18 protein-coding genes are annotated in these 23,055 nt (G+C 72.5%); 7 read left to right on the top strand and 11 right to left on the bottom strand.

Annotation, left to right across the window (positions count from 1 at the left end; translation table 11 throughout):
• Positions 1–247: 247 nt before the first annotated feature.
• Positions 248–835 (bottom strand): hypothetical protein, encoded by a 588-nt coding sequence (locus ACI3EY_RS15940; RefSeq protein ID WP_405041076.1) that lies wholly within the window; start codon positions 833–835, stop codon positions 248–250.
• A 48-nt stretch (positions 836–883) separates the two neighbouring features.
• On the opposite strand from ACI3EY_RS15940, the gene ACI3EY_RS15935 reads away from it, so the two are divergent.
• From ACI3EY_RS15935 to ACI3EY_RS15925, 3 genes are read left to right on the top strand one after another with little or no spacing between them, the layout of a single operon-like run.
• A complete protein-coding gene (locus ACI3EY_RS15935; RefSeq protein WP_405036203.1) occupies positions 884–1,330 on the top strand; it encodes a Fur family transcriptional regulator in 447 nt (148 codons plus the stop codon).
• A 45-nt stretch (positions 1,331–1,375) separates the two neighbouring features.
• Positions 1,376–2,896, top strand: coding sequence for a purine-cytosine permease family protein (locus ACI3EY_RS15930; protein ID WP_405041075.1), 1,521 nt, complete (start codon positions 1,376–1,378; stop codon positions 2,894–2,896).
• Positions 2,893–3,420: a cysteine hydrolase family protein gene (locus ACI3EY_RS15925; RefSeq protein ID WP_405041074.1), complete on the top strand. Its 528-nt coding sequence runs from the start codon at positions 2,893–2,895 to the stop codon at positions 3,418–3,420. The genes ACI3EY_RS15930 and ACI3EY_RS15925 overlap by 4 nt, the downstream gene beginning before the upstream one ends.
• Positions 3,421–3,433: 13 nt before the next feature.
• Here ACI3EY_RS15925 and ACI3EY_RS15920 read toward each other — a convergent pair whose 3' ends face one another.
• A complete protein-coding gene (locus tag ACI3EY_RS15920) occupies positions 3,434–3,838 on the bottom strand; it encodes a pilus assembly protein CpaE (RefSeq protein ID WP_405036207.1) in 405 nt (134 codons plus the stop codon).
• 136 nt (positions 3,839–3,974) lie between these two features.
• On the opposite strand from ACI3EY_RS15920, the gene ACI3EY_RS15915 reads away from it, so the two are divergent.
• Positions 3,975–6,614, top strand: coding sequence for a DEAD/DEAH box helicase (locus ACI3EY_RS15915; RefSeq protein ID WP_405041073.1), 2,640 nt, complete (start codon positions 3,975–3,977; stop codon positions 6,612–6,614).
• Between the two features lie 39 nt (positions 6,615–6,653).
• Here the strand turns inward: ACI3EY_RS15915 and ACI3EY_RS15910 are convergent, their stop codons facing one another.
• The 6 genes from ACI3EY_RS15910 to metH form a co-directional block, all read right to left on the bottom strand.
• Positions 6,654–7,088 carry an SRPBCC family protein gene (locus ACI3EY_RS15910; protein WP_405041072.1) on the bottom strand — a complete coding sequence of 145 codons (435 nt, stop codon included), beginning with the start codon at positions 7,086–7,088 and terminating at the stop codon, positions 6,654–6,656.
• The gene (locus ACI3EY_RS15905; protein ID WP_405041071.1) at positions 7,085–7,861 is read right to left on the bottom strand and encodes a methylenetetrahydrofolate reductase; all 777 of its coding nucleotides are present in this window, start codon (positions 7,859–7,861) and stop codon (positions 7,085–7,087) included. Before ACI3EY_RS15905 ends, ACI3EY_RS15910 begins: the two co-directional genes overlap by 4 nt.
• A 114-nt stretch (positions 7,862–7,975) precedes the next feature.
• Entirely contained in the window at positions 7,976–8,911 is a 936-nt protein-coding gene (locus tag ACI3EY_RS15900) for a glycine betaine ABC transporter substrate-binding protein (protein ID WP_405041070.1), read from the bottom strand.
• Positions 8,912–8,948: 37 nt separating this feature from the next.
• A complete protein-coding gene (locus ACI3EY_RS15895) occupies positions 8,949–9,893 on the bottom strand; it encodes an ABC transporter permease (protein ID WP_405036213.1) in 945 nt (314 codons plus the stop codon).
• Positions 9,890–11,122, bottom strand: a complete 1,233-nt coding sequence (locus ACI3EY_RS15890) for a quaternary amine ABC transporter ATP-binding protein (RefSeq protein ID WP_405036214.1) — start codon at positions 11,120–11,122, stop codon at positions 9,890–9,892. The genes ACI3EY_RS15895 and ACI3EY_RS15890 overlap by 4 nt, the downstream gene beginning before the upstream one ends.
• Before the next feature lie 165 nt (positions 11,123–11,287).
• On the bottom strand, positions 11,288–15,007 hold the full coding sequence (gene metH, locus ACI3EY_RS15885; protein WP_405041069.1) for a methionine synthase: 3,720 nt from the start codon (positions 15,005–15,007) through the stop codon (positions 11,288–11,290).
• 189 nt (positions 15,008–15,196) lie between these two features.
• Here metH and treY point away from each other — a divergent pair, with 189 nt between their 5' ends.
• Genes treY through ACI3EY_RS15870 form a run of 3 tightly spaced genes read left to right on the top strand, consistent with a single transcriptional unit; the run spans position 15,197 to position 20,114 of the window.
• Positions 15,197–17,662 carry a malto-oligosyltrehalose synthase gene (gene treY, locus ACI3EY_RS15880; RefSeq protein ID WP_405041068.1) on the top strand — a complete coding sequence of 822 codons (2,466 nt, stop codon included), beginning with the start codon at positions 15,197–15,199 and terminating at the stop codon, positions 17,660–17,662.
• The gene (gene treZ / locus ACI3EY_RS15875; RefSeq protein WP_405041067.1) at positions 17,659–19,491 is read left to right on the top strand and encodes a malto-oligosyltrehalose trehalohydrolase; all 1,833 of its coding nucleotides are present in this window, start codon (positions 17,659–17,661) and stop codon (positions 19,489–19,491) included. Before treY ends, treZ begins: the two co-directional genes overlap by 4 nt.
• Positions 19,488–20,114, top strand: a complete 627-nt coding sequence (locus ACI3EY_RS15870; RefSeq protein WP_405036218.1) for a hypothetical protein — start codon at positions 19,488–19,490, stop codon at positions 20,112–20,114. Before treZ ends, ACI3EY_RS15870 begins: the two co-directional genes overlap by 4 nt.
• 260 nt (positions 20,115–20,374) lie before the next feature.
• Here the strand turns inward: ACI3EY_RS15870 and ACI3EY_RS15865 are convergent, their stop codons facing one another.
• The 3 genes from ACI3EY_RS15865 to ACI3EY_RS15855 are packed head-to-tail and all read right to left on the bottom strand — an operon-like array spanning position 20,375 to position 23,036.
• A complete protein-coding gene (locus ACI3EY_RS15865; RefSeq protein WP_405041066.1) occupies positions 20,375–21,331 on the bottom strand; it encodes an NUDIX hydrolase in 957 nt (318 codons plus the stop codon).
• Positions 21,328–22,287 carry a mycothiol synthase gene (mshD, locus tag ACI3EY_RS15860; protein WP_405041065.1) on the bottom strand — a complete coding sequence of 320 codons (960 nt, stop codon included), beginning with the start codon at positions 22,285–22,287 and terminating at the stop codon, positions 21,328–21,330. Before mshD ends, ACI3EY_RS15865 begins: the two co-directional genes overlap by 4 nt.
• A gap of 23 nt (positions 22,288–22,310) precedes the next feature.
• Positions 22,311–23,036, bottom strand: a complete 726-nt coding sequence (locus ACI3EY_RS15855) for a winged helix-turn-helix transcriptional regulator (RefSeq protein WP_405036221.1) — start codon at positions 23,034–23,036, stop codon at positions 22,311–22,313.
• Positions 23,037–23,055: the final 19 nt, after the last annotated feature.

Genomic DNA, 23,055 nt, shown 5'->3' with positions numbered 1-23,055 from the left:
CGACCACCACCCGCGTCGCCTCGATCACCCGCGCCTCCATCCCCGCCCGCGCAGCCCCCAACACCCCCAGCACCGCCAACGCACCCGACTCCGCCGACCCCGACTCCTGCACCGCTACCGCACCCACGCCATTCACCCCCCAACAACTCGCTGACTAGAACTGGTGTTCTACGGCAAGCGTACAGGGCGATCAAGAATAGTACAAGTGTTCTATCCGGGTTCGTGAGACGATCGTGCAGACGTGGCCTCAGCCGGAGCGCTTCCACCACTTCGGCTCACTCTCGCCGACCGCGAGGGTGATGACCTTGATGTCGCTGCAGAAGCCGTACCTCAGGATCCGCAGCCTGAACGCGCCCTCGGCCACGACGCTGTCCGCCTGGGACTTCTCGCTGCTCATGATGGACATCCCCCCGGCCATGTCGACGCCGACCCCCGGCGGGACGATGACCTTGCAGCTGTTGAGGACGTCGTACACCGAGAGCTCCACCTCGGGGGAGGTGATGACCGCCTCCCGGAAGTCGAGGACCGCGTCGGAGCATGCGCCGACCAGGGAGATCTTCGCCGGGCACTCCCACCGACCGGTCCGCTTGATGTTGCTGAAGACCCCGGAGATCGTGCTCGGTCCGCCATCCGTCCTGGGCGGCGTCGAAGAGCCGGAGGCAGGGCGTCCCGGGGACGTCTGCGCCGCTGAACCCGTCGGCTGCCACTGCGGCGTGTCCTCGGCTGCCGGCCCACCGATGATCGTCATCGGCGGCCGCGCCTCGTCGACCGGCCCCGGCAGCGGGGGCCTGCTCTCCTCGCGTCCGTCGTCGTGCTCGTGCGGCGTCCCCGTCATCTCCCCACCGTATCGCCCGTCCCGGGGCACGTAGGGGAGAATGTCGAGATGGACGCCACCTCGCTCCTCGACCGCTCGCTGACGCTGATGCGCGGGCAGGGGGAGCGGGTGACCGCCCCGCGGGAGCGGGTGCTGCGCGCCGTCATCACCCTGGGCGGGCACCCGGACGCCGAGCAGGTGCATACCGCGGTCCAGCAGGACGGGGGCGCCCACCTGGCCACCACCTACCGCACCCTGCAGCACCTGTGCCGGCTCGGGCTCCTCGAGCACGTCCACTCCGACCACGCCCCGGTGCGCTACCACCTGGCGCCGCAGGTCACCGGGGTCACCCACGGGCACGCCGCCTGCCGCTCCTGCGGGACCGTCATCGACATCCCCGCCGAGCAGCTCTCCGCGGTGCGCGACCACCTGCACGGCCGGGACTTCGAGATGGACCTGGGCCACTCCGCCCTCTCCGGCACCTGCGGGGCCTGTGCGCAGGGCGGGGACGGCTGAGCGGGCCCTCCCGCGCACCGGCATACCTGTGGGAGAGTTCGCCCCATGAGCGAGAGCACCGCCACCACGCGGCTCAGCGAGAACGAACGCCGCCTGGTCGAGACCAACGGGATCGACATCATCGACGAGGGTGAACGCACCGCCCGCCCCTCCGACCTGTTCTGGCCGTGGTTCGCGGCGAACGTGTCGGTCTTCGGCATCAGCTACGCGAGCTATGTCTTCGGCTTCGGGATCAGCTTCACCCAGGCGCTGCTCGTCACCGTGCTCGGCGTCGTCGCCTCGTTCCTGGCCTGCGGCATCATCGCGATCGCCGGCAAACGGGGGTCCGCCCCCACGATGGTGCTGTCCCGCGCAGCCTTCGGGGTGAACGGTCAGAAGGTGCCGGGCGTCTTCTCCTGGCTGATCTCCATGGGCTGGGAGACCTTCCTGGCGATCATGGCGGTGCTCGCCACGGCCACCGTCTTCACCCAGCTCGGCTGGGGCGGCGGGATGACGACGATGGTCCTGGCCTGCGCCGTGATCGCCACCCTCATCGTGCTCGCCTCGGTCGCCGGCTACCACACCATCATCCGTATGCAGTCGGTGCTGACCTGGCTCACCGGCGCCGCCACCCTCGGCTACATCGCGATGACGATGGACCGCATCGACCTGGCCGCGGTCACCTCCCGAGAGCACGGTTCCATCGAGTCGGTGATCGGGGCGCTGGTGCTGCTGATGACCGGCTTCGGCCTCGGCTGGATCAACATCGCGGCGGACTGGTCCCGCTACCAGCGCCGTGACGCCTCGGGCTCGGCCATCGCCTTCTGGAACACCCTGGGCGGTGCGCTGGCACCGACGCTGCTGGTGATCTACGGACTGCTGCTCATCGGATCCCAGCCCGAGCTGGAGGAGGGCATCGTCAACGATCCGATCGGGACGCTCGCGACGATCCTTCCGATCTGGTTCCTGGTGCCCTTCCTGCTGGCGGCGGTGCTGGCCCTGGTCAGCGGCGCCGTGCTCGGCATCTACTCCTCGGGCCTGACGCTGCTCTCGCTGGGCATCGACATCCCCCGCCCGATGGCCGCCCTGATCGACGGCGCCATCCTCACCCTGGGCACGATCTGGGTGGTCTTCTTCGCGCAGAGCTTCCTCGGCCCGTTCCAGAGCTTCCTGATCACCCTCGGCGTCCCGATCGCCGCGTGGGCCGGGATCCTGATGGCCGATGTGGCGCTGCGCCGCAAGGACTACGACGAGCGTGCCCTCTTCGACCCGACCGGCCGCTACGGCGACTGGAACTGGACGGCGATCGGCATCATGGCGCTCGCCTCGGTCGTCGGCTGGGGGCTCGTGATCAACCTCTTCGCCGACGCCGCCTCCTGGAACAACTGGCAGGGCTACCTGCTCGGGCCGCTCGGCCTGGGCGGCAAGGAGGGCACCTGGGCGTGGGCCAACCTCGGGGTGCTGATCTCGCTGGCGATCGGCTTCGTCGGGTGGATCACCCTGGGCCGCAGCATCGTCCGCCGCCAGGAGGAGGGGGCGCCCACCGTCGGTCGTCGGGGTGAGAGGCGACAGGAGCAGCAGGTATGACCCTCGCCCCTTGGCTGGTCGTGATCGACGCGCAACGGATCTTCGCCGACCCGGCGTCGCAGTGGTATGCCCCGCGCTTCGCGGAGACGCTCGCCCCGATCCGGGACCTGGTCGCCGAGCACGGTGACCGGGTCGTGCAGACCCGGTGGGTCCCGCCGCACGCCAAGCACGGGTCCTGGATCCCCTACTTCGAGCAGTTCCCGTTCGCCGACCGGGAGCAGCACGACCCGCTCTTCGACATGGTCGAGGAGATCGCCGAGCTGCGGCTGCCCTACACGATCACCGAGCCGACCTTCGGCAAGTGGGGGGAGCGGCTGCGCGACATCGTGCACGCCGACGCCCACCTGATGCTGGCCGGCGTCGCCACCGACTGCTGCGTGCTGTCGACGGCCCTCGCGGCCGCGGACGCGGGATGCACCGTCGAGGTCGTCGCCGCCGCGTGCGCGGGGTCGGGAGATGAGGCGCACGAGCGGGCGCTGGCGGCGATGGAGCTCTACGCGCCGCAGATCACCGTGCGCCGCTGACCGCGCGCGAGGCTCAGTGCCGGTGCGCCAGCACCTCGAGCGTCGCCAGCCCGTAGGCCTCCTCGGCGTCCTGATGCGCGAAGGTGCTGGGACGCCCCTCGACCAGTGCGACGACGGCATACCCCTCACCCTGCTTGCCCAGCCCTACGAAGTCGTGCCCCAGCACCGCACGCAGCTGGTCCTCGCGCGGCAGCCACACCGTGTCGTCCAGCGCCACCGAGTCCAACGCCCACTCGGAGACCCCGTTGAAGCCGATCACCGAACCGCCGACGAACTCGTGGACCTCGACCGTCATGTCGGCCAGGTAGAAGACGTCGTGGGTCAGGGCGTCGCGGTCCACCACGAAGCGGTCACCCGCCAACGGGGACCAGATGAGACCGGCCGCGTGCAGCCGGCGGGCGAGGTCGACGCTGAGCATCCCCCCACTCTGCCCGACGCCCGTGCCTGTCGTCGCCCCGGACCTGCCAGGGCTGGACCTGCCTGGGCTGGACCGGCCGGAGCGGACCGCGTCCGCGTTCCCCGCTCCCGGGCGCCATCACCCACAATGGTGGGTGATGCCACCCGAGACCCTCACCGCCGCGCTCCCGACCACCACGGGGGGCGTGCCCGACGCGGACGCCCTGTTCGAGATCTTCACGACGTGGGCCGCCGAGCGTGGCACCACCCTGTACCCGCACCAGGAGGAGGCGCTGCTGCACCTCCTGGAGGGCAGCAACGTCGTGCTGGCCACCCCCACCGGCAGCGGCAAGTCGCTGGTGGCCACCGCGGCCTGCTTCCTGGCCCTGGCCCGGGACGAGGTGGCCTTCCTCACCGCTCCGATCAAGGCCCTGGTCAGCGAGAAGTTCTTCGACGCCTGCCGCACCTTCGGCGCCGAGAACGTCGGCATGCTCACCGGTGACGCCGCCGTCAACACCGACGCCCCGATCGTCGTCTGCACCGCCGAGGTGCTCGCCAACATCGCGCTGCGCGAGGGCCGGGGGGCAGACATCGGGGTGGTCGTGATGGACGAGTTCCACTACTACGGCGACGGCCAGCGGGGGTGGGCCTGGCAGGTGCCGCTGCTCACCCTGCCGCAGGCGCAGTTCGTGCTGATGTCGGCCACCCTCGGCGACACCTCCCGCTTCGAGGAGGACCTGGCCCGCCGGACCGGGCGGGAGACCGCGCTGGTCTCCGGCGCCCAGCGCCCCGTGCCCCTGCACTTCGGCGAGTCGATGGCGATGACGCCCCTCACCGAGACCATCCAGACGCTGCTCGAGGACCGGCAGGCCCCGGTCTACATCGTCCACTTCACCCAGCGGGACGCCCTGGAACGCGCCCAGTCGCTGCTCTCGGTCCCGCTGGTGGACGCCGCCGAGAAGGAGGCCATCCGGACCCGGATCGGCGCCTTCCGGTTCACCGCCGGCTTCGGCCGCACCCTCTCCCAGCTGGTCCGGCACGGGATCGGCGTGCACCACGCGGGGATGCTGCCGCGCTACCGCCGGCTGGTCGAGCAGCTGGCCCAGGACGGGCTGCTCAAGGTGATCTGCGGCACCGACACCCTCGGGGTCGGCATCAACGTGCCGATCCGCACCGTCCTCTTCACCGCGCTCGCCAAGTACGACGGCTCCCGGCAGCGGATCCTGCGGGCCCGCGAGTTCCACCAGATCGCCGGCCGGGCGGGGCGGGCCGGGTTCGACACCGAGGGGTATGTCGTCGTCCAGGCGCCGGAGCACACCGTCGAGAACGCCCGGTCGCTGGCCAAGGCGGGGGACGACCCGAAGAAGCAGAAGAAGGTCCAGAAGCGCAAGCCCCCGGAGGGCTTCGTCTCCTGGACCGAGCAGACCTACGCCAAGCTCGTCGCCGCCGACCCGGAGTCGCTGCAGTCCAAGATGAAGGTGGACCACTCGGTCATCCTCAACACGGTCGCCCGCCAGGGGGACCCGGTGGCCAACCTGTCCTCGCTGCTGCGGGACAACCACGAGACCCCGGCCGCGCAGGCCCGGCTGGCGCGGCACGCGGTCAGCCTGGGACGCTCGCTGCTGGACACCGGGGTGCTGGTCCGCCGGCAGCCCGCGGACGGCGCCCCCCGGGACGGCAGCGCCAGCCCGCACCGCAGCGTGGACCTGGCCCCCGGCGTCGCCGAGAACTTCGCCCTCAACCAGGCCCTGGCGCCGTTCGCGCTGGCCGCCCTCGACCTCTTCGACGCCGAGGCACCCACCTACGCCCTGGACGTCGTCTCCGTCGTCGAGTCCGTCCTCGACGACCCGATGCCGGTGCTGATGGCCCAGCGCTACCAGGCCCGGGGGGAGGCCGTCGCCCGGATGAAGGCGGACGGCGTGGAGTACGACCAGCGGATGGAGGCCCTGGAGGAGATCACCTGGCCGCAGCCGCTGGCCGAGCTCCTCGAGGGCACCCTGACGATGTACCGCCAGACGAACCCGTGGGTCCGTGAGGACGCCCTCTCCCCGAAGGCCATCGTCCGGGACATGTGGGAACGGGCGATGAGCTTCACCGAGTTCGTCAGCTACTACCAGCTCGCCCGGTCCGAGGGCGTCGTCCTGCGCTACCTCACCGACGCCTACCGGACGCTGCGCCAGACGGTGCCGGAGACGGCATACACCGAGCAGCTCCACGACCTGGTGCACTGGCTGGGGGAGACCATCCGGCAGACCGACTCCTCGCTGCTGGAGGAGTGGGAGGCGCTGACCGACCCGGACAAGGTGGCGCAGGCGGCCGCGCAGGCCGCGACCGGGGCGCCGCCACCCCCGGCCCGCCCGATCACCGGCAACGAGCGCGCCTTCCGGGTGATGGTCCGCAACGCCATGTGGCGCCGGGTGGAGCTGGTGGCCGACGACGCCTGGGAGTCTCTGGGCGACCTGGAGGCGCAGGTCGCGACGCTGCCCGAGCCGGCGATCGAGGCGCTGATGACCCGGGAGGACTGGGACCGGGCGGTCGGTGCCTACTACGACGACCACGACCAGGTGGTCCTGGACGCGGACGCCCGCGGGCCGCTGCGGCTGCGGATCGAGCCGGTGGCGGACCCCTCGCAGGCCGGGATCGCGGACGGGCAGGCGGCCCGGGTATGGCGGGTCAGCCAGACCGTGACCGACCCCGAGGGCGACCTGGACTGGGTCGTCGAGGCCGAGTGCGACCTGGACGCCAGCGACGCCGTCGGCGAGCCGGTGCTGCTGGCGACGGCCTTCCGGCGGCTCTGACGCCCCGAGGCGCAGCGGGTCGACGGGGCTGGGCCGGACCTAGCCCTGACCCTCCAGGGTGGCCACCAGGCTGGTCAGCGCCCCGGTCCAGCCGTCCCGCATGGAGGTGTCGGCGCCGGCGTCGGCGATCTCGTGGGTCAGGATCACCAGCGTCCCGTGCGCGTGCTCGCGCAGCTCCACCGTGACGCGGTCGTCGGCCTCCTGCCCGGCGCCGGTCTCCCAGCGCCAGTCCAGCACCAGCCGCCGCTGCTCGACCAGCTCTACGAAACGCGCGTCCGCGCCCAGGTCCGCCTGCGCGGAGGCGACCCGGAACGAGCCGCCGACCTGCGGGTCCACGGCGTGGGTGGTGTCCGGCAGACCGGCCCACCACCAGGTCGCCAGCCGGTCGGTCCGGGTCCAGGCCGCCCAGACCTCGGCGGCCGGGACACCGACCTGCTGGGCGAGGACGAGGGTCGGGCCGGGGTAGCTGCTCACAGGATTCCTCCGAGGTAGTCCGGCAGCGGGGCGCGCACCGGCATCAGGTAGGCATTGTCGCCGCGCTCACGGGCGAAGTCCACGATCCGGCGCGCGAGGTCGCGCTGCCAGGGCATGGACGCGTCGAAGGAGGAGGGGAAGACCACCCGGTTGCGGCGGCGCCAGTAGCCCATCGCGCCGGTGGTGGTGACGGAGGTGGCGCCCCACCACACCTGCATCCCCGCGGGCAGCACCGAGGCCCAGGCGGACATCAGGTGGGTGTCGAAGAACGGCTGGGTGAAGATGCCGCTGGCGCCGGCCGCGAGCTTGCGGTCCAGGTAGCGCATCTCGGCGGTCATCGCCTGCCGGTAGGGGTCGAGGCCGGCGTAGACGGTGACCTCGGGGAGCTCGGCACGGATCCGGCGGATCACGTCCACCGCGTCCACCGGGTAGGTGGAGGAGGCGAAGTAGTCGGCGTCGTCGCCGGAGACCACCAGCACCTCACCGGCCCGTCGGGCCGCCTCCGCCATCGGCAGCGGGGCCTCGGGGTCCACGTCCGCGGCGCGCAGGTGCGGCACCGTCCGGTATGCCGTCCCGTCCCCCCGGGTGGCGGCCTCGCGGGCCACGTCGGTCGCCTGCCAGCTGCGCAGCTCGAACTTCAGCAGGTCCGGGATGTTGATGGTGTCCACCCCGGCCAGCAGCTCGGCGACCTGCGCGGTCTCGGCGCGCACCGACTCCACGCTGCGCGGGACCAGCTCGACGGAGATGCGGGAGGTGGTGGAGGTGGGGGACACGGTCGGCAAGTCTTCCAGCCGCGCCAGCGCATCGGGAAATCGCCGGGGACGCCGACGGCCCTGCGGTGCGAGCACCGCAGGGCCGTCGAATCGTGCACCGATGAGGGGTCGGGGTCAGCCCTCGTCGACGATCAGCGTGTCGAAGGCCTCGGGGTTGGCCTCGATCCACGCGTCGATGGCGTCGGCCTCCTCGCCCTCCTCGTACTCGTTGACGACCATGTCCTCGAGCGAGCCGTAGGCCTCGTCGTCCAGCTGGATGCCGGCGATGAGCTCGGCCGCCTCCGGGAACTCCTCGGCGAAGCCTTCGGTGCCCAGGAAGTGCAGGCCCTCGGCCTCGCCGAGCGCCCCCTCCGGGTCCTCGAGGGTCTTGACGTCGAAGGCGCTGTTGGCCCAGAACGGGGTCCACAGCGTGACGACGATGTCCTCCTGGCTGTCGATCGCGCTCTCCAGCTCGGTGAGCATCGCCGCGGTCGAGGAGGTGACCAGCTCGTAGTCGCCCTCCAGGTTGTAGCCGGGCATGACCGAGTCCTGGGTCGCCGCGGTCAGACCGGCGCCGGGCTCGATGCCGACGATCCGGCCGTCGAACATGTCGGCGTTGCCCTCGAGGTCGGCGATCGAGTCGATCTCCGTGTAGCTCGGGACAGCGAAGGTGAGCTTGGCGTTGTCGTAGTAGGTGCCCAGGTCCTCGATCTGGTCGCCGTACTCGTCCATGTAGGAGGCGTGGGTGACCTCCGGCCAGGCGGAGGGGTACATGTCGACGTCGCCCTCGGCGAGGCCGGTGTAGAGCAGCGCCGCCTCGGTGAGCTCGGTCATCTCGACGTCGTAGCCCTGCTTCTCCAGCTGGTCCTCCAGCAGGTAGGCGGTGCTCAGGCCGTCGGTCCAGGAGGGGATGAAGCCCAGGGTGATGGTGCCGGAGGCGCCACCGGCGTCGCCCTCACCGCCGGAGCCGGAGTCGGTGTCTCCGGTGTCGTCGCCGCACGCGGCCAGCGTCAGGCCGGCTGCCAGCGTGAGTGCGAGGGTGGTCGTCCTACGGTTGCGTCGCAGTGTCATGTGCTGCTTCCTTTCGTGTCATGGTCAGGTCTGTGGTTCACGCGGTGGAGTCGGCGGGCGCCTCCGAGGACGCCTTCGCCTCGTCGGCCCGGGTGCTCGCCTGTCGGCGGCGCAGCTGGCCGCGCAGCGAGTGCTGGTAGTCACCCGGGCGACCCAGGGCCGCGGTCACGCGGTCCAGGTAGATCGCGATGATGACCACCGCCAGGCCGGCCTCGATGCCCTGCGGGCGGTTGAGCGTGGCGATCGACTGGACGACCTCCTTGCCGAGACCGTCGGCACCGGCGATGCCGGCGATGACCGCCATCGACAGCGCCAGCATGATGACCTGGTTGACGCCGGCCATGATGGTCGGCGTCGCCAGCGGCAGCTGGATCCCGCGCAGGATCTGGCGCGGCGTGGCGCCGAAGGCCTGGCCGGCCTCGACGGTCTCCGCGTCGACGCCCCGGATGCCGAGCTCGGTGAGCCGGACCCCGGGCGGCAGGGCGAAGATGACCGTGGCGAACAGCCCGGGCACCAGGCCGATGGAGAAGAAGAGGACCGCCGGCAGCAGGTAGACGAACGCCGGCATGGTCTGCATGAAGTCCAGCACCGGCTTGACCACGGCGCTGACCGAGCTGTTCCGGGCCGCCAGGATCCCGATGGGCACCGCGATCAGCACCGCCACCAGGGTCGCGATCAGCACCAGGGCAAGGGTCTGCATGGCGGGGACCCAGGTGTCCATGGCGACCACCAGCAGGAAGCTGACCACCGTCCCGATCGCCAGCTGCCAGGACCGCAGCAGCCACCCGATCAGGGCGAACACCGGGATCAGGACGAGGGCGGGGACGAACAGGAGGCCGTCGATCAGGGTGGTGACCGACCACTCGAGGATGAGCGAGATCAGGTCGAGCAACCACTCGAAGGTATTGGCGAACCAGACGATCGCGGTGTTGCCCCACTCACCGACCGGGATCCGGGGGATGATCGAGTCGTTGTCGTTCATGCGACACCTCCGGTCGTCTCGTCGTGGGCGTGGTCAGGGCCGGCGCCGTGGCTGTGCGGGTCGTTGTCCAGGGCGGCCAGCAGGGTCACTCTCGGGATGACCCCGACGACCCGGTCCCGCTCGTCGGTGACGACCAGCAGCGGGTGGTGCGTCGCCAGCCCGAAGAGACCTGCGAGCACGTCCCCGCTGGAGACCACGCCGACCTCGGAGGCCGGGACCACGGGCAGTGTGGTCGTCCCCGAGCGGATGGCGCCGGCGATGTCGTCCTCGTGCACCAGGCCGTGCAGCTTGCGGTCCCGGGTGAGGACCGGCAGCGTCGAGGTCTGGTGCTCACGCATCAGCTTGTGCGCCGTCTGCGGGCCCTGCTCGGTGCCGAGCACGGCGACCGGGGGCTCCATCACGTTGGCGGCGGTGAGGACCCGGGTGCGGTCCACGTCCTGCACGAACTCGGCGACGTAGTTGTTGGCCGGGTCGTTGAGGATCTGCTCGGCGGAGCCGATCTGCTCGATCCGCCCGTCCCGCATCATCGCGATCCGGTCCCCGAGGCGCATCGCCTCGTTCAGGTCGTGCGTGATGAACAGGATCGTCTTGTCCAGCTCCTGCTGCAGCTCGATGAGCTGGTCCTGCATGTCGCGACGGATCAGCGGGTCCAGCGCGCTGAACGCCTCGTCCATCAGCATGATGTCGGTGCCGGAGGCCAGCGCCCGGGCCAGGCCGACGCGCTGGCGCATACCGCCGGAGAGCTCGTCGGGCATCGAGGCGCCCCAGCCGCCCAGGCCCACCATGTCCAGGGCCTTCTCTGCCTGCTGGGTGCGCTCGGAACGGTTCACCCCGCTCACCTCGAGCGCATAGGCGGCATTCTCGCCGACCGTCCGGTGCGGCAGCAGCGCGAAATGCTGGAACACCATGCTCACCTTCTTGCGGCGCACGGTGCGCAGCTTCTCGCCGGAGAGCTGGGTGATGTTGTCGCCGTCGATGGAGACGGTGCCGCTGGTCGGCTCGAGCAGGCCGTTCACCATGCGGATCAACGTGGACTTGCCTGAGCCGGACAGGCCCATGACCACGAAGATCTCCCCGGGCTTCACCTCGAAGGAGGCGTCGATGACGGCGGGGGTCAGACCCTGCGACCGCAGGTCCTGTCGCGTCGCGCCCTTCTCGAGCGCGTCCACCCCGCGACGGGGGCGTCGTCCGAAGATCTTGTAGATGTTTTCAGCTGTGATGGAGGCCACGGGACTCCCAGGTCGTAGATGAGAACGTCATTCGACCGTAACAGCGCACGACTTCACAGACGGTCCCCGAAGACCGCCACCGGCACATCGTGACACATCCGTTATGTGCTCACCAGGGGAATCGACACCCGTGTCGAGACCATGTCCGGTGCATCTGCAGAGGTGTCAGTGCAGCATCGGTCCCAGCCAGCGGCGGGCCGTCTCCAGGTCCCAGCCCTTGCGTCCGGCGTAGTCCTCGACCTGGTCCTCACCGATCTTGCCGACGGCGAAGTAGCGGGACTCGGGGTGGGCCAGGAACAGCCCGGAGACCGCGCTGTTGGGGCTCATCGCCCCGTGCTCGGTGAGGGTCATCCCGGCGCTCTCCTCGGCGTCCAGCAGCGACCACAGGGTGAACTTCTCGGTGTGGTCGGGCTGCGCCGGGTAGCCGGGGGCCGGGCGGATCCCGTCGTAGCGTTCCTTGATCAGCTCGTCCACCGGCAGGTCCTCCTCCGGGGCGTACCCCCAGATCCGGGTCCGGACCTCGCGGTGGGCCCACTCCGCGAAGGCCTCGGCCAGCCGGTCGGCGATGACCTGCACCATGATCGCGGAGTAGTCGTCCTGCTCCTCGTCCCGCAGCCGGGCGGCCAGGGTGTCGGCGCCGTGGATGGACACCGCGAACGCACCGACGTGGTCACCGGCGGGGGCGACGAAGTCCGCGAGCGCGGCATACCCACCCGCGGCCCGGCGCTCCCGCTGCTGCCGGAGGGTGTGCAGGACGACCGGCTCCGACCCCTGCGTCCCGTCCAGCGAGGTGTCGAGCACGATGTCGTCGCCGCCCTCGCTGCGGTGCGCCGGCCACAGCCCGACCACCCCGCGGGGGGTGAAGAGCCGCTGCTCCACGATCTGCTCCAGCCAGCGCTGGCCGTCCTCCCACGTCACCCGGGCCTGCTCGCCGACCCGCGGGTCGTCGAGGATCTTCGGGTAGGAACCGCGCAGCTCCCACGCGGAGAAGAACGGGGTCCAGTCGATGACCTCCACCAGCTGCTCGAGGGCGGGGGAGAGCACCTGGGTGCCCAGCTCGCGGGGGCGGACGGCGACCGGTTCGTCGACGCCGCGGCCCTGGGCGCGGACCCGCTCCAGCGGCACCAGCGGCACGTCCTTGCGCGAGTGCCGCTCCCGCAGCTCGTCGTAGGTGCCGGTGATCCGGGCCGCCAGCCGCTCCTCGTGGTTGATCGCGTCGGCGACCACGCCGACCGCCCGGCTGGCGTCCACGACGTGCACCACGGTGCCCTCGTAGGAGGGGTCGATCTTGACCGCGGTGTGCGCGGCGGAGGTGGTGGCACCGCCGATGAGCAGCGGGGTGTCCAGGCCCCGGCGCTGCATCTCGGTGGCGAGCGAGACCATCTCGTCCAGGCTGGGGGTGATCAGCCCGGAGACGCCGATGACGTCGGCGCCCAGCTCGGCGGCGGCGGCCAGGATCTTCTCGGCCGGCACCATCACCCCCAGGTCGGTGACGTCGTAGCCGTTGCAGCCCAGGACGACCCCGACGATGTTCTTGCCGATGTCGTGCACGTCGCCCTTGACGGTGGCCATCACGACGCGCCCCTTGCTGCGGCCCCCGGTCTCGGCGGCCGCGGCCTCCAGGTAGGGGGTCAGCTGACCGACCGCCTTCTTCATCACACGGGCCGACTTCACCACCTGCGGCAGGAACATCTTGCCGGCGCCGAAGAGGTCGCCGACCACGTCCATCCCGGCCATCAGCGGTCCCTCGATCACCGCCAGCGGCGACCCGAGCTCGACGTAGGCCTCCTCGGCGTCCTCCACCGCGTAGGTGTCGATGCCGTGCACCAGCGCGTGCCGCAGGCGTTCGGCGACCGGTTCGTCGCGCCAGGCCAGCTTCGCCGCGGCGCTCTCCCGGCGGGCCTGCCCGGAGGCGCCCTCGCCGGCGCCGCCCTTGACCCGCTCGGCCAGCTCGATCAGCCGCTCGGTGGCGTCGTCGCGGCGGGCCAGCACCACGTCCTCGACGGCCTCCCGCAGCTCGGCGTCGATCTCGGCGTACACCCCGAGCATCCCGGCGTTGACGATCCCCATGTCCAGCCCCGCCTCGATGGCGTGGAACAGGAAGACGGCGTGCATCGCCTCCCGGACCGCGTTGTTGCCGCGGAAGGAGAAGGAGACGTTGGAGATGCCGCCGGAGACCAGGGCCCCGGGCAGGTTCGCCTTGATCCACCGGGTGGCCTCGATGAAGTCGAGCGCGTACCGGTCGTGCTCGCTCATCCCGGTCGCCACCGTGAGCACGTTGGGGTCGAAGATGACGTCGCTGGCGGGGAACGGGTCGGGCAGCGCCTCGCTCGACGTGGTCAGCAGGTCGTAGGCGCGCCGGCACACCTCGATCCGGCGCTGGTAGGTGTCCGCCTGGCCGGTCTCGTCGAAGGCCATCACCACCACCGCGGCGCCGTAGCGGCGGACCACCCCGGCCCGGCGCAGGAACTCGGCCTCGCCGTCCTTGAGCGAGATGCTGTTCACCACGCCCTTGCCCTGGATGCAGCGCAGCCCGGCCTCGAGCACCTCCCACCGGGAGGAGTCGATCATCACCGGCACCCGGGCCACGTCCGGCTCCCCGGCGAGCAGGTTGAGGAAGTGGGTCATCGTCTGAGGGCCGTCCAGCATGCCCTCGTCGACGTTGACGTCGATGATCTGGGCACCGGCCTCCACCTGCTGCCGGGCGACCGCGACGGCGGCGTCCCAGTCGCCCTCGGTGACGTGCCGGGAGAACTTGGGGCTGCCGGTGACGTTGGTGCGCTCGCCGACGTTGACGAAGTTCACCTCCGGGGTGATCGTGAACGCCTCCAGGCCGGAGGTCCGCAGGTATGGGCTCGCCTCGCCCGGCTCACGCGGCGCCACCCCCTGCACCGCCTCCGCGATGGCGGAGATGTGCTCCGGGGTGGTGCCGCAGCAGCCGCCGACGATGTTGATGAGCCCCTCCCGGGCCATCTCGCCGAGGACCTCGGCCATCTCCTCGGGGGTGTCGTCGTAGCCGCCGAAGGCGTTGGGCAGGCCGGCGTTGGGGTGCACCGAGGACAGCGCCGTGCTGGCCCGGCCCAGGTCCCGCAGGTACGGGCGCATGGCCTCGGCGCCGAGCGCGCAGTTGAGACCGACCGAGACCAGGTCCATGTGCTCGGTGGAGATCGCGAAGGCCTCCGGCGTCTGCCCGGACAGGGTGCGTCCGGAGGCGTCGGTGATGGTGCCGGAGAGCATCACCGGCACCGCGGTGTGCCCCTGCGCGCCGCGCCCGGCGAGCACGTCGGCGATGGCGTGCAGGGCGGCCTTGGCGTTGAGGGTGTCGAAGACGGTCTCGACCATGAGCAGGTCGGCGCCGCCCTCCAGCAGCGCGGCGGCCTGCTCGGCATACGCCGCGCGCAGCTGGTCGTAGGTGATGGCCCGGACCTCGGGGCGCTCCACGTCCGGGGACAGCGACGCGGTGCGGTTGGTCGGGCCGAGCGTGCCCGCCACCCAGCGGGGCAGGCCGGTCTCGGCCTCGACCTCGTCGGCGACCTCGCGGGCCACCCGGGCGGCGGCCACGTTGATGTCGTGCACCAGGTGCTCGCAGCCGTAGTCGGCCTGCGCGACGGTGGTCGAGGAGAAGCTGTTGGTGGTGAGGATGTCCGCCCCGGCCAGCAGGTAGGAGCGGTGCACCTGCCCGATGACGTCCGGCCGGGTCAGCCCCAGCAGGTCGAAGTTGCCCTTGAGGTCGGTGCCGGTCAGCGTCTCCCACCCGGGGCCCTCGCCGTGGAAGTCCTCCTCGGTGAGGGTGACCTGCTGCAGCATCGAGCCGTAGCCGCCGTCGAGCACCAGGATGCGGTCGCGGGCGGCCTCGCGCAGGTCGGGTCGGGGGGAGGGGGACACCCGGTCGAGTTTACGTTCGGTCCACCGCGATCACCGATTCGCCGCGGTGGTGCTGCGATGGTGCGCGCAGCCCGCCGGACGCCGCAGAAGGTGAGGCGATCGGGGCATACCTCCGCACGTCGTGCGACGACCTCCCGACGGCCGTCCGACGCGAGGGGGTGCGGTCTTCGGTGAGAGACTGGTGGCGACATGACTGGTGCCGAGAACCTGCCCCTGACCGCGACCTACCGCCTGCAGCTGCACGCAGGGTTCACCTGCGCCGACGCCGCCGAGGTGGTGCCCTACCTGCACGCGCTGGGGGTGAGCCACGCCTACCTGTCCCCGGTGCTGACCGCCGTACCCGGCTCCGAGCACGGCTACGACGTGCTGGACCACACCCGGGTCAACCCCGAGATCGGTGGCCGCGCCGGGCTCGAGGCCTTCGCCTCGGCCTGCCACGAGCAGGGCATCGGCGTGGTGGTGGACGTGGTGCCGAACCACATGGCGCTGGTGGCGCCGCTGTGGCGCAACGCACCGTTGTGGGAGGTGCTGCGGGACGGCCCGACCGCCGCCCGGGCGCACTGGTTCGACGTCGACTGGGACCACCTGGGCGGCCGGTTCGGGCTGCCGGTCCTCGGCGACGACCTGGAGACCGTGCTGGCCGACGGCCAGATCACCGTGGACGTGGGCCGGGAGGACGAGGGCCCGGCCGCCGGGCAGCCGGTGGTGCGCTACTACGAGCACGTGCTGCCGCTGGCCCGGGGCACCGAGACGATGGCCGACGGCAACGGGCTGGCCGCGCTGCTGGAGGCCCAGCACTGGCGGCTGGCGTCCTGGCGGGACTCGGCCGACGTGCTGAACTACCGCCGCTTCTTCGAGGTGGACGGGCTGATCGGGGTCCGCGTCGAGGAGGCCGACGTCTTCGCGGCCACCCACGAGCTGCTCCTGGACCTGCACCACCACGGCGTCGTCGACGGGTTCCGGATCGACCACCCGGACGGCCTCGCCGACCCGGCCGGCTACCTGCAGCAGCTCACCGACGCGGTCCGGCCCGGGACCCCGATCTGGGTGGAGAAGATCCTCGAGGGCGACGAGCGCCTGCCCGACTGGGCCTGCGCCGGGACGACCGGCTATGACGCGAACGCCGCCCTGCTGGCGGCCCTGGTCGACCCGACGAGCACCCGCGCGGTCAGCCACGCCTGGCAGGCGACCGGCGGCGAGCGGGAGCTGGCCACCGAGGTGGAGCGCTGCAAGCGGCTCGCGGTCGCGGCGCTGCTGCGCCCCGAGGTGGCCCGGCTGATGCGGCGCGCCCGGCAGGCCCTCCCGCACCTGGACACCGACCGCCTCGAGCAGGCGCTGGTGGAGCTGCTCGTCTCGGTGCACGTCTACCGCGCCTACGTCCGCCCGGGGGCGCCGCCGACCGAGCAGGACGAGGCGCTGCTCGTGCCGCTGCGGACCGGGCTGGAGCGGGCCCTCGCCGGTCGGGAGGACCTGCGCCTCGAGCTGGAGGCGCTCGCCGGGGTGCTGCTCGACCCGCAGGGCTGCGCCACCGACCCGGCCGCCGCCATCGACCTGTGCGTCCGCTTCCAGCAGACCACCGGACCGGTGATGGCCAAGGGCATCGAGGACACCGCCTTCTACCGGTGGCACCGGCTGGTGGCGCTCAACGAGGTCGGCGCCGACCCGGCCGCCGGGCTGGAGGCGGAGGCCGGGGTGGCGACGCTGCACGCCTGGGCCCGCCACCAGGCGGAGCACTGGCCGCTGGGGATGACCACCCTGTCCACCCACGACACCAAGCGCAGCGAGGACGTGCGGGCCCGGATCCTCGCGGTCTCCGGCGACGAGCAGGCGTGGACGGATATCTCCGAGGTGGCGCAGGAGGCCGCTCGCCGGCACCGTGTCGACGGCCCCACCGCGCACCTCATCTGGCAGACGCTGGTCGGTGCCGGACGCGTCGACACCGAGCGGCTGGAGGCATACCTGACCAAGGCGGTGCGGGAGGCCAAGCAGTACTCCACCTGGACCGACCCGGACGAGGACTACGAGAGTGCGGTGCTGGCGCTGGCCACCGAGATGCTCGACCCCGGCAGCGACACCTCCGCGGCGATCGCGGACGCGGTGCGCGACAACACGCTGACCATCCGCACCCTCACCCTGGCCCAGAAGATCCTGCAGCTGACCCTGCCCGGGGTGCCCGACACCTACCAGGGCGCCGGGCTGGTCGACCTGTCCCTGGTGGACCCGGACAACCGGCGCCCGGTCGACTACGACGAGAGGGTCGCCCGGCTGCAGCGGTTGGACGCCACCGGCTGGACCGGTGACCTCTCCGACGAGGTGCTCTGGGTCACCTCCCGGGTGCTCCGGCTGCGGGCCTGGCTGCCGCAGGCCTACGGTCCGGGCGCCGACTACCGCCCGGTCGAGGCAGGGCCCTTCGTGCTCGGCTTCCTGCGCGGCGGGGTCGCCGCCACGCTCACCCTGCGGGCCCCGCGGGCACTCGGCGAGCAGGGCGGTCTCGGCGACACCCGCGTCCCGCTGCCGCCCGACGCGTGGGTGGACGCCCTGACCGGGGCCGAGCACCGGGTCGGCGAGGACGGGGTGCTCGCCGCCGAGGTCTTCGCCCAGGGACCGGCCGCCCTGCTGGTCCGCGCCACCGACCTGCGGGAGGGACCGCGATGAGCCACACCTTCAGCCTCTGGGCGCCCGCCGCCACCGCGGTCGACCTGCTGCTCGGTGCCGACCCGCAGCGGGCCGAGCGGGTGCCGATGACCGCCACCACCGGCGGCTGGTGGGAGGCCGCGGCCGACCCCGCCCCGCACGACGGCCGGTATGCCTTCTCCCTGGACGGCGGCACCGCGCTGCCCGATCCCCGGTCCCGGCACCAGCCGGACGGGGTGCACGCGCCCAGCCGACTCGTCGACACCGGGGCCTTCGGCTGGCGGGACGCCGGCCCGGACGCCGGCCCGTGGCAGGGGGTGCCGATGGAGCGGGCGGCCGTCTACGAGCTGCACGTCGGGACCTTCACCACCGAGGGCACCTTCGACGCCGCGGTGCAGCGGCTGGCCCACCTTGCCGACCTCGGGGTCACCGTGGTCGAGGTGATGCCGGTGGCCGCCTTCCCCGGTGCGCACGGCTGGGGCTACGACGGGGTGGCGCCGTACGCCGTGCACGAGCCCTACGGCGGGCCGGAGGCCTTCGCCCGGTTCGTGGACGCCGCCCACGGGCACGGGCTGGCCGTCTGGCTGGACGTCGTGCACAACCACCTGGGCCCCAGCGGCAACTACCTCGGCCAGGTCGGGCCCTACTTCACCGACCGCCACCACACCCCCTGGGGCGAGGCGGTCAACCTGGACGGGCCGGGCAGCGACGAGGTCCGCTCCTACCTGCTGGACAACGTCGCGATGTGGCTGGAGGACTACCACCTCGACGGCCTGCGGCTGGACGCGGTGCACGAGCTGCACGATGAGCGGGCCACCCACCTGCTGGAGGAGATGGCGGCGCTCGCCGACGAGATCGCGGCGCGGACCGGCATACCCCGGTCGCTGGTGGCCGAGTCCGACCGCAACGACCCGGCGACCGTGACCGCCCGGGCCCGGGGCGGCGCCGGTGGGCTCGGCCTGCACGGGCAGTGGGCCGACGACGTGCACCACGCCCTGCACGTGCTGCTCACCGGTGAGGACCAGGGCTACTACGCCGACTTCGCCGACCCGCGTGCGGCGACCACCGTGCTCGGGCACAGCCCCTTCTTCCACGACGGGACGTACTCCACCTTCCGGGGCCGGGTGCACGGCCGGGCGGTGGACCTCGAGGTGACCCCGCCGTGGCGCTACGTCGCGTCGCTGCAGACCCACGACCAGGTGGGCAACCGGGCGACCGGTGACCGCATCCACCACGGCATCAGCCCCGGCCGGCACGCCATCGGCGCCGCGCTGCTGCTCACCGCCGCGTGGACGCCGATGCTCTTCATGGGGGAGGAATGGGGTGCCTCCACGCCGTGGCAGTACTTCACCGACCACGAGGAGGAGTGGCTGGCCGAGTCGATCCGCCAGGGTCGGCAGGCCGAGTTCGCCGCGCACGGCTGGGGCGGGACGGTGCCCGACCCGCAGGACGCCGGCACCGTGGCCGCTTCCACGCTGGACTGGACCGAGCCCGGCAGGTCCGGGCACGCCGGGATGCTCGCGTTCTACCGCGACCTGCTCCGCTGGCGGCGGGACACCCCGGTGCAGCGCCGGGACGGTGCCGCCGACGTGCTGCGCGGCCCGGACGGGACCGGCGGCGAGGTGCTCGCGGTGACCCGGCCGGGGGTGGCCCTGCTGGCCCGCCTCGGGGGCGGACCGGACCCGGCGGACGGTTTCGCGCTGCCGATGCCGGAGGGGGAGGTGCTCGCCTCCTACGGCCAGGTGCGCATCGAGGCCGGGGGACGGCAGACGAGCGGCACGGCCAGGCTAGGCCCGGACAGCGTCGTCGTCCTCGTCGCCGACGTGGGTGAGGGGAGCCCGGCTCGATGAGTGAGGAGCAGCCCCGGCGGCGTTTCCACCGCCCGACGCTGCGCCCGCCGGAGGCGCTGGAGGGCGCCGCCGACGAGGTCGACCCGCTGGAGGTGGCCGAGGCGGCGCACCGGACCGCCGAGATGGTCGTGGCCCGGGGCCGGGAGGCCGCGGACGACGGCCGGCTCGCCGCCAAGCTCGTCGGCCTGGTCGAGGAGGTCGGCCTGGCGACGGTGGCCCAGCTGTGGTCCGACCGGCCCGCCCGCAGCCTGCCCGGGGCGCTGTGGCGGCTCTACCTGCTGCACGAGTGGGTGCTGCGCCAGCCCGAAGAGGTCGGCCGGCAGTTCGAGACCGGTGCCGGGCACGCGGAGGTCTACCGCGCGATCGCCGGGGTCGCGGAGCCGCCGGACCCGGAGTCGCTGCGCCGCCTCACCGACCAGATCCTGCGCGGCGTCTTCAACGGTGACCTGGCGATCGCGCTGGAACGCGCCAGCGCCTTCTGCCACGTGATGGCGGTCGGGCTCGCCGACCCGGCCGGCGAGGACATCCCCCGCGAGCAGGTCACCCGGGCCGCCCGGCTGCGCGACACCGCCGACGACCTGACCGCTTGCGCCGGCCTGTGGCGCCGGGGCGACCTGCACTGACCGTGCGTCGTCGACCCCCTGGTTCTTCTGCCATGGCACGAGGACGAACGGTCGAGAACAGACGGTCCGCGGATTTCGGGGAACACCAGGGACGGGCGTACGGTTGTACCGCAGTGCGTGCCGGGCCGCGGCAGCCCCGGGCTCCAACACACGCCGCTTCGAGCGGCCATGCGCCGTGAGGCGCTCCCGGCCCGGCACGCACCGCACAGCACCCCCTCGATCCCGCCCTGCTGCGCGGACCCGTGCTCTGCGGGCCTCTCTCAGCCCGGCCGGTGCCGTTCCACGGCGACCACCTGGGCCTGCTCGCCCGCCCCGCTCATCGTGCAGACCAGCAGCTCCCCCTTGTCCATCTGGGTGCTGGTCAGCCGGGCCAGCATCCGCCGGTCGCCCGGGTCCAGCGCCGGGTCCACCCGGTCCAGCAGGGTCCCGATGAGACGGGGCAGCAGCGGCCCGTGCGTGCAGACCGCCACCGGCTCCGCCTGCTGCAGCACCCGGTCCAGGTGCTTGTCGAGCTTGTCGGGCGCCGCCTCGAAACCCTCCTCGGACAGCCCCTTCTTGGTGACCAGCCGCACCCCCGGACCCTGCGCCTCGACGAACGGGGCCACCGAGTCGGCGCAGCGCGCGGAGGGGCTGCTGAGCACCAGGTCGGGGGCGTATGCGCCCAGCAGCGAGGCCAGCCGGCCCCGGGCCCGGCGTCGCCCGGAGGTGCTGAGCGGACGGCGGGGGTCGGGCCCCTTCCAGTCGCCGCGCGGCAGGGCGTGCGCGTGCCGCACCACGAGGAAGGACCAGGTGAGCAGGGTGCCCGCCTCCCGGGCGGCGGTCACCGCGTCCAGCTGCTGGCGGTCGCGCGGATAGCTGAGCCGCTGCCGGGCCAGGGTCGGCGAGAGCCAGACGACGTCGTCCACCTCGTGCTCCAGCTCGCCGTCGCCGCCGAGGACCTCCCCGGCCCAGTAGCGCACCAGCTTGTCGGCGCCGTTGCTGAGCTGGTAGCGGGCCGTCGGCAGCGGCTGGCCGAGGCGCACCCGCAGACCGGTCTCCTCGAGGGTCTCGCGGACCGCGGCGACGGGGTAGTCCTCGCCCCGCTCCAGCTTGCCCTTGGGCCAGGACCAGTCGTCGTAGCGCGGCCGGTGCACCAGGGCCACCTGCAGCGCCCCCTCCCGCACCCGCACCGGCACCACCCCGCCGGCCCGGACCGCCGGCACCGGGGTCGTGCTCATGACCGGCTGTCGCCCGCCGCGTGCATCACGTCGATCGCCGACCGCTCGAAACCGAGCCGGTGGTAGGTGGCGATCGCGGGCGCGTTGTCACCGTCCACGTAGAGCGTCGCCTCGTCGACCCCCACCGCCCGTAGGTGGTGCAGCCCCAGCAGCGTCGCCGCGGTGCCGAGACCCCTGCCCTGGTAGTCCGGGTCGACCCCGACCACGTAGACCTCGCCGACGTGCGGCTGGTCCGGCTCCACCTTGGTCCAGTGGAAGGCCGCGAGGCGGGGTATGCCGTCCGGGTCCCGGTCGTTCTCGTCCACGATCACCAGGAAGCCCTGCGGGTCGAACCACGGCTCGTCCTGCCGGTCCCGCAGGTCCGTCATCGACATCCGTCCCTGCTCGGCGTGGGCGGCGAAGGCCCGGGCGTTGACCGCCAGCCACGGCTCCTCGTCCTGGCCGACGTGGAAGGCGCGCACCGACATACCCTCCGGCAGGTCGACCTGCTCGGGCAGGTCGGACCACTCGCCGGCCAGCGGGCGGGTCATCTGCCACAGCTCGCGCACCACGCTCAGGCCGCGCGAGGCGTACAGCCGCCGCGCGTCGGGCAGGTCGCCGTGGCTCCACAGCCGGGCGGAGGGCCAGCGCTCCAGCACGTGGTCGAGCAGCACCCCGCCCACGCCCCGGCGCCGGTGGTCGGGGTCGATCACCAGCTCGGCCGAGGGGTGGTCCGGGTCGCTGAGGTCGACGTGCCCGTAGCCGGCGAGCTCGCCGTCGAGGCGGACCACCAGGTGCGCCCCCGCGTCGTGGCTCCCGTCGGACTCCGGGAGCCGACGGGCCTGCAGCACCGTCTGCTCCGAGAGCGGCTTGACCCCGTCGTGCGAGGCGGCGCGGATCGCGAGCGCGAGCACGTCACCGGAGAGGTGACCGGGAAGGGCGGGCAGTTCCTCGATGAGGGGACTCTGTCCAGGCATGGGGGTCAGTCTGGCACGCGGGATCAGTGCTCGGTGGCGCGTGCCCCGGCGAAGCGGTACCCCACCCCGCGGATGGTGCCGATCAGCGACTCCCGCTCCGGGCCGAGCTTGGCCCGCAGCCGCCGGATGTGCACGTCCACGGTGCGGGTGCCGCCGTAGTAGTCGCCGCCCCAGACCTGCTGCAGGAGGATGTCCCGGGTCACCACCCGGCCCGGGTGCTGGACCAGGTAGCGCAGCAGCTCGAACTCCTTGAAGGTGAGGTCCAGGGCGCGTCCCCCGGCCCGGACCGTCCAGCTGGCCTCGTCGACGACGACGTCCGCGATCCGGATCGCCTCCGGCTCGTCCCCGTCGCCGTTCCGGGACGGGGGCGACCCGGGCCCGGCGGCGCGGGCCCCGCGGGCCAGGGCCAGCCGCACCCGGGCCGCCAGCTCGGCGGGCCCGGCGCTGTGCAGGACCACGTCGTCCATCGGCCACTGGTCGTCCACGACGGCCAGGGCACCGTCACCGACCACCGCGATCACCGGCGCGCCGAGGTCCATCGCGGCCAGCGAACGCAGCACCCCCCGGGCCTGCACCAGGTCGGTGGTGGCGTCCACCAGCACCAGGTCCGGCTCGGGGCGGGTGACCAGGGCCCCCACGTCCATCCCGGTCACCGAGACCCGGTGCGGCAGCAGGGTGATCCCGGGCAGCACGAGGCCCGCCGACGTGTCGTCGGCGGGGCGCGGGGTGAGGAGGACCAGGTCGGCCACGGTCCCAGGATAGGAGTCG

Source organism: Serinicoccus shuyuelongi (assembly GCF_045032955.1).
GTDB lineage: Bacteria > Actinomycetota > Actinomycetes > Actinomycetales > Dermatophilaceae > Ornithinicoccus.
Note: the sequence above shows the minus strand (reverse complement) of the source record. Positions and strands in the feature narration are given on the sequence as shown.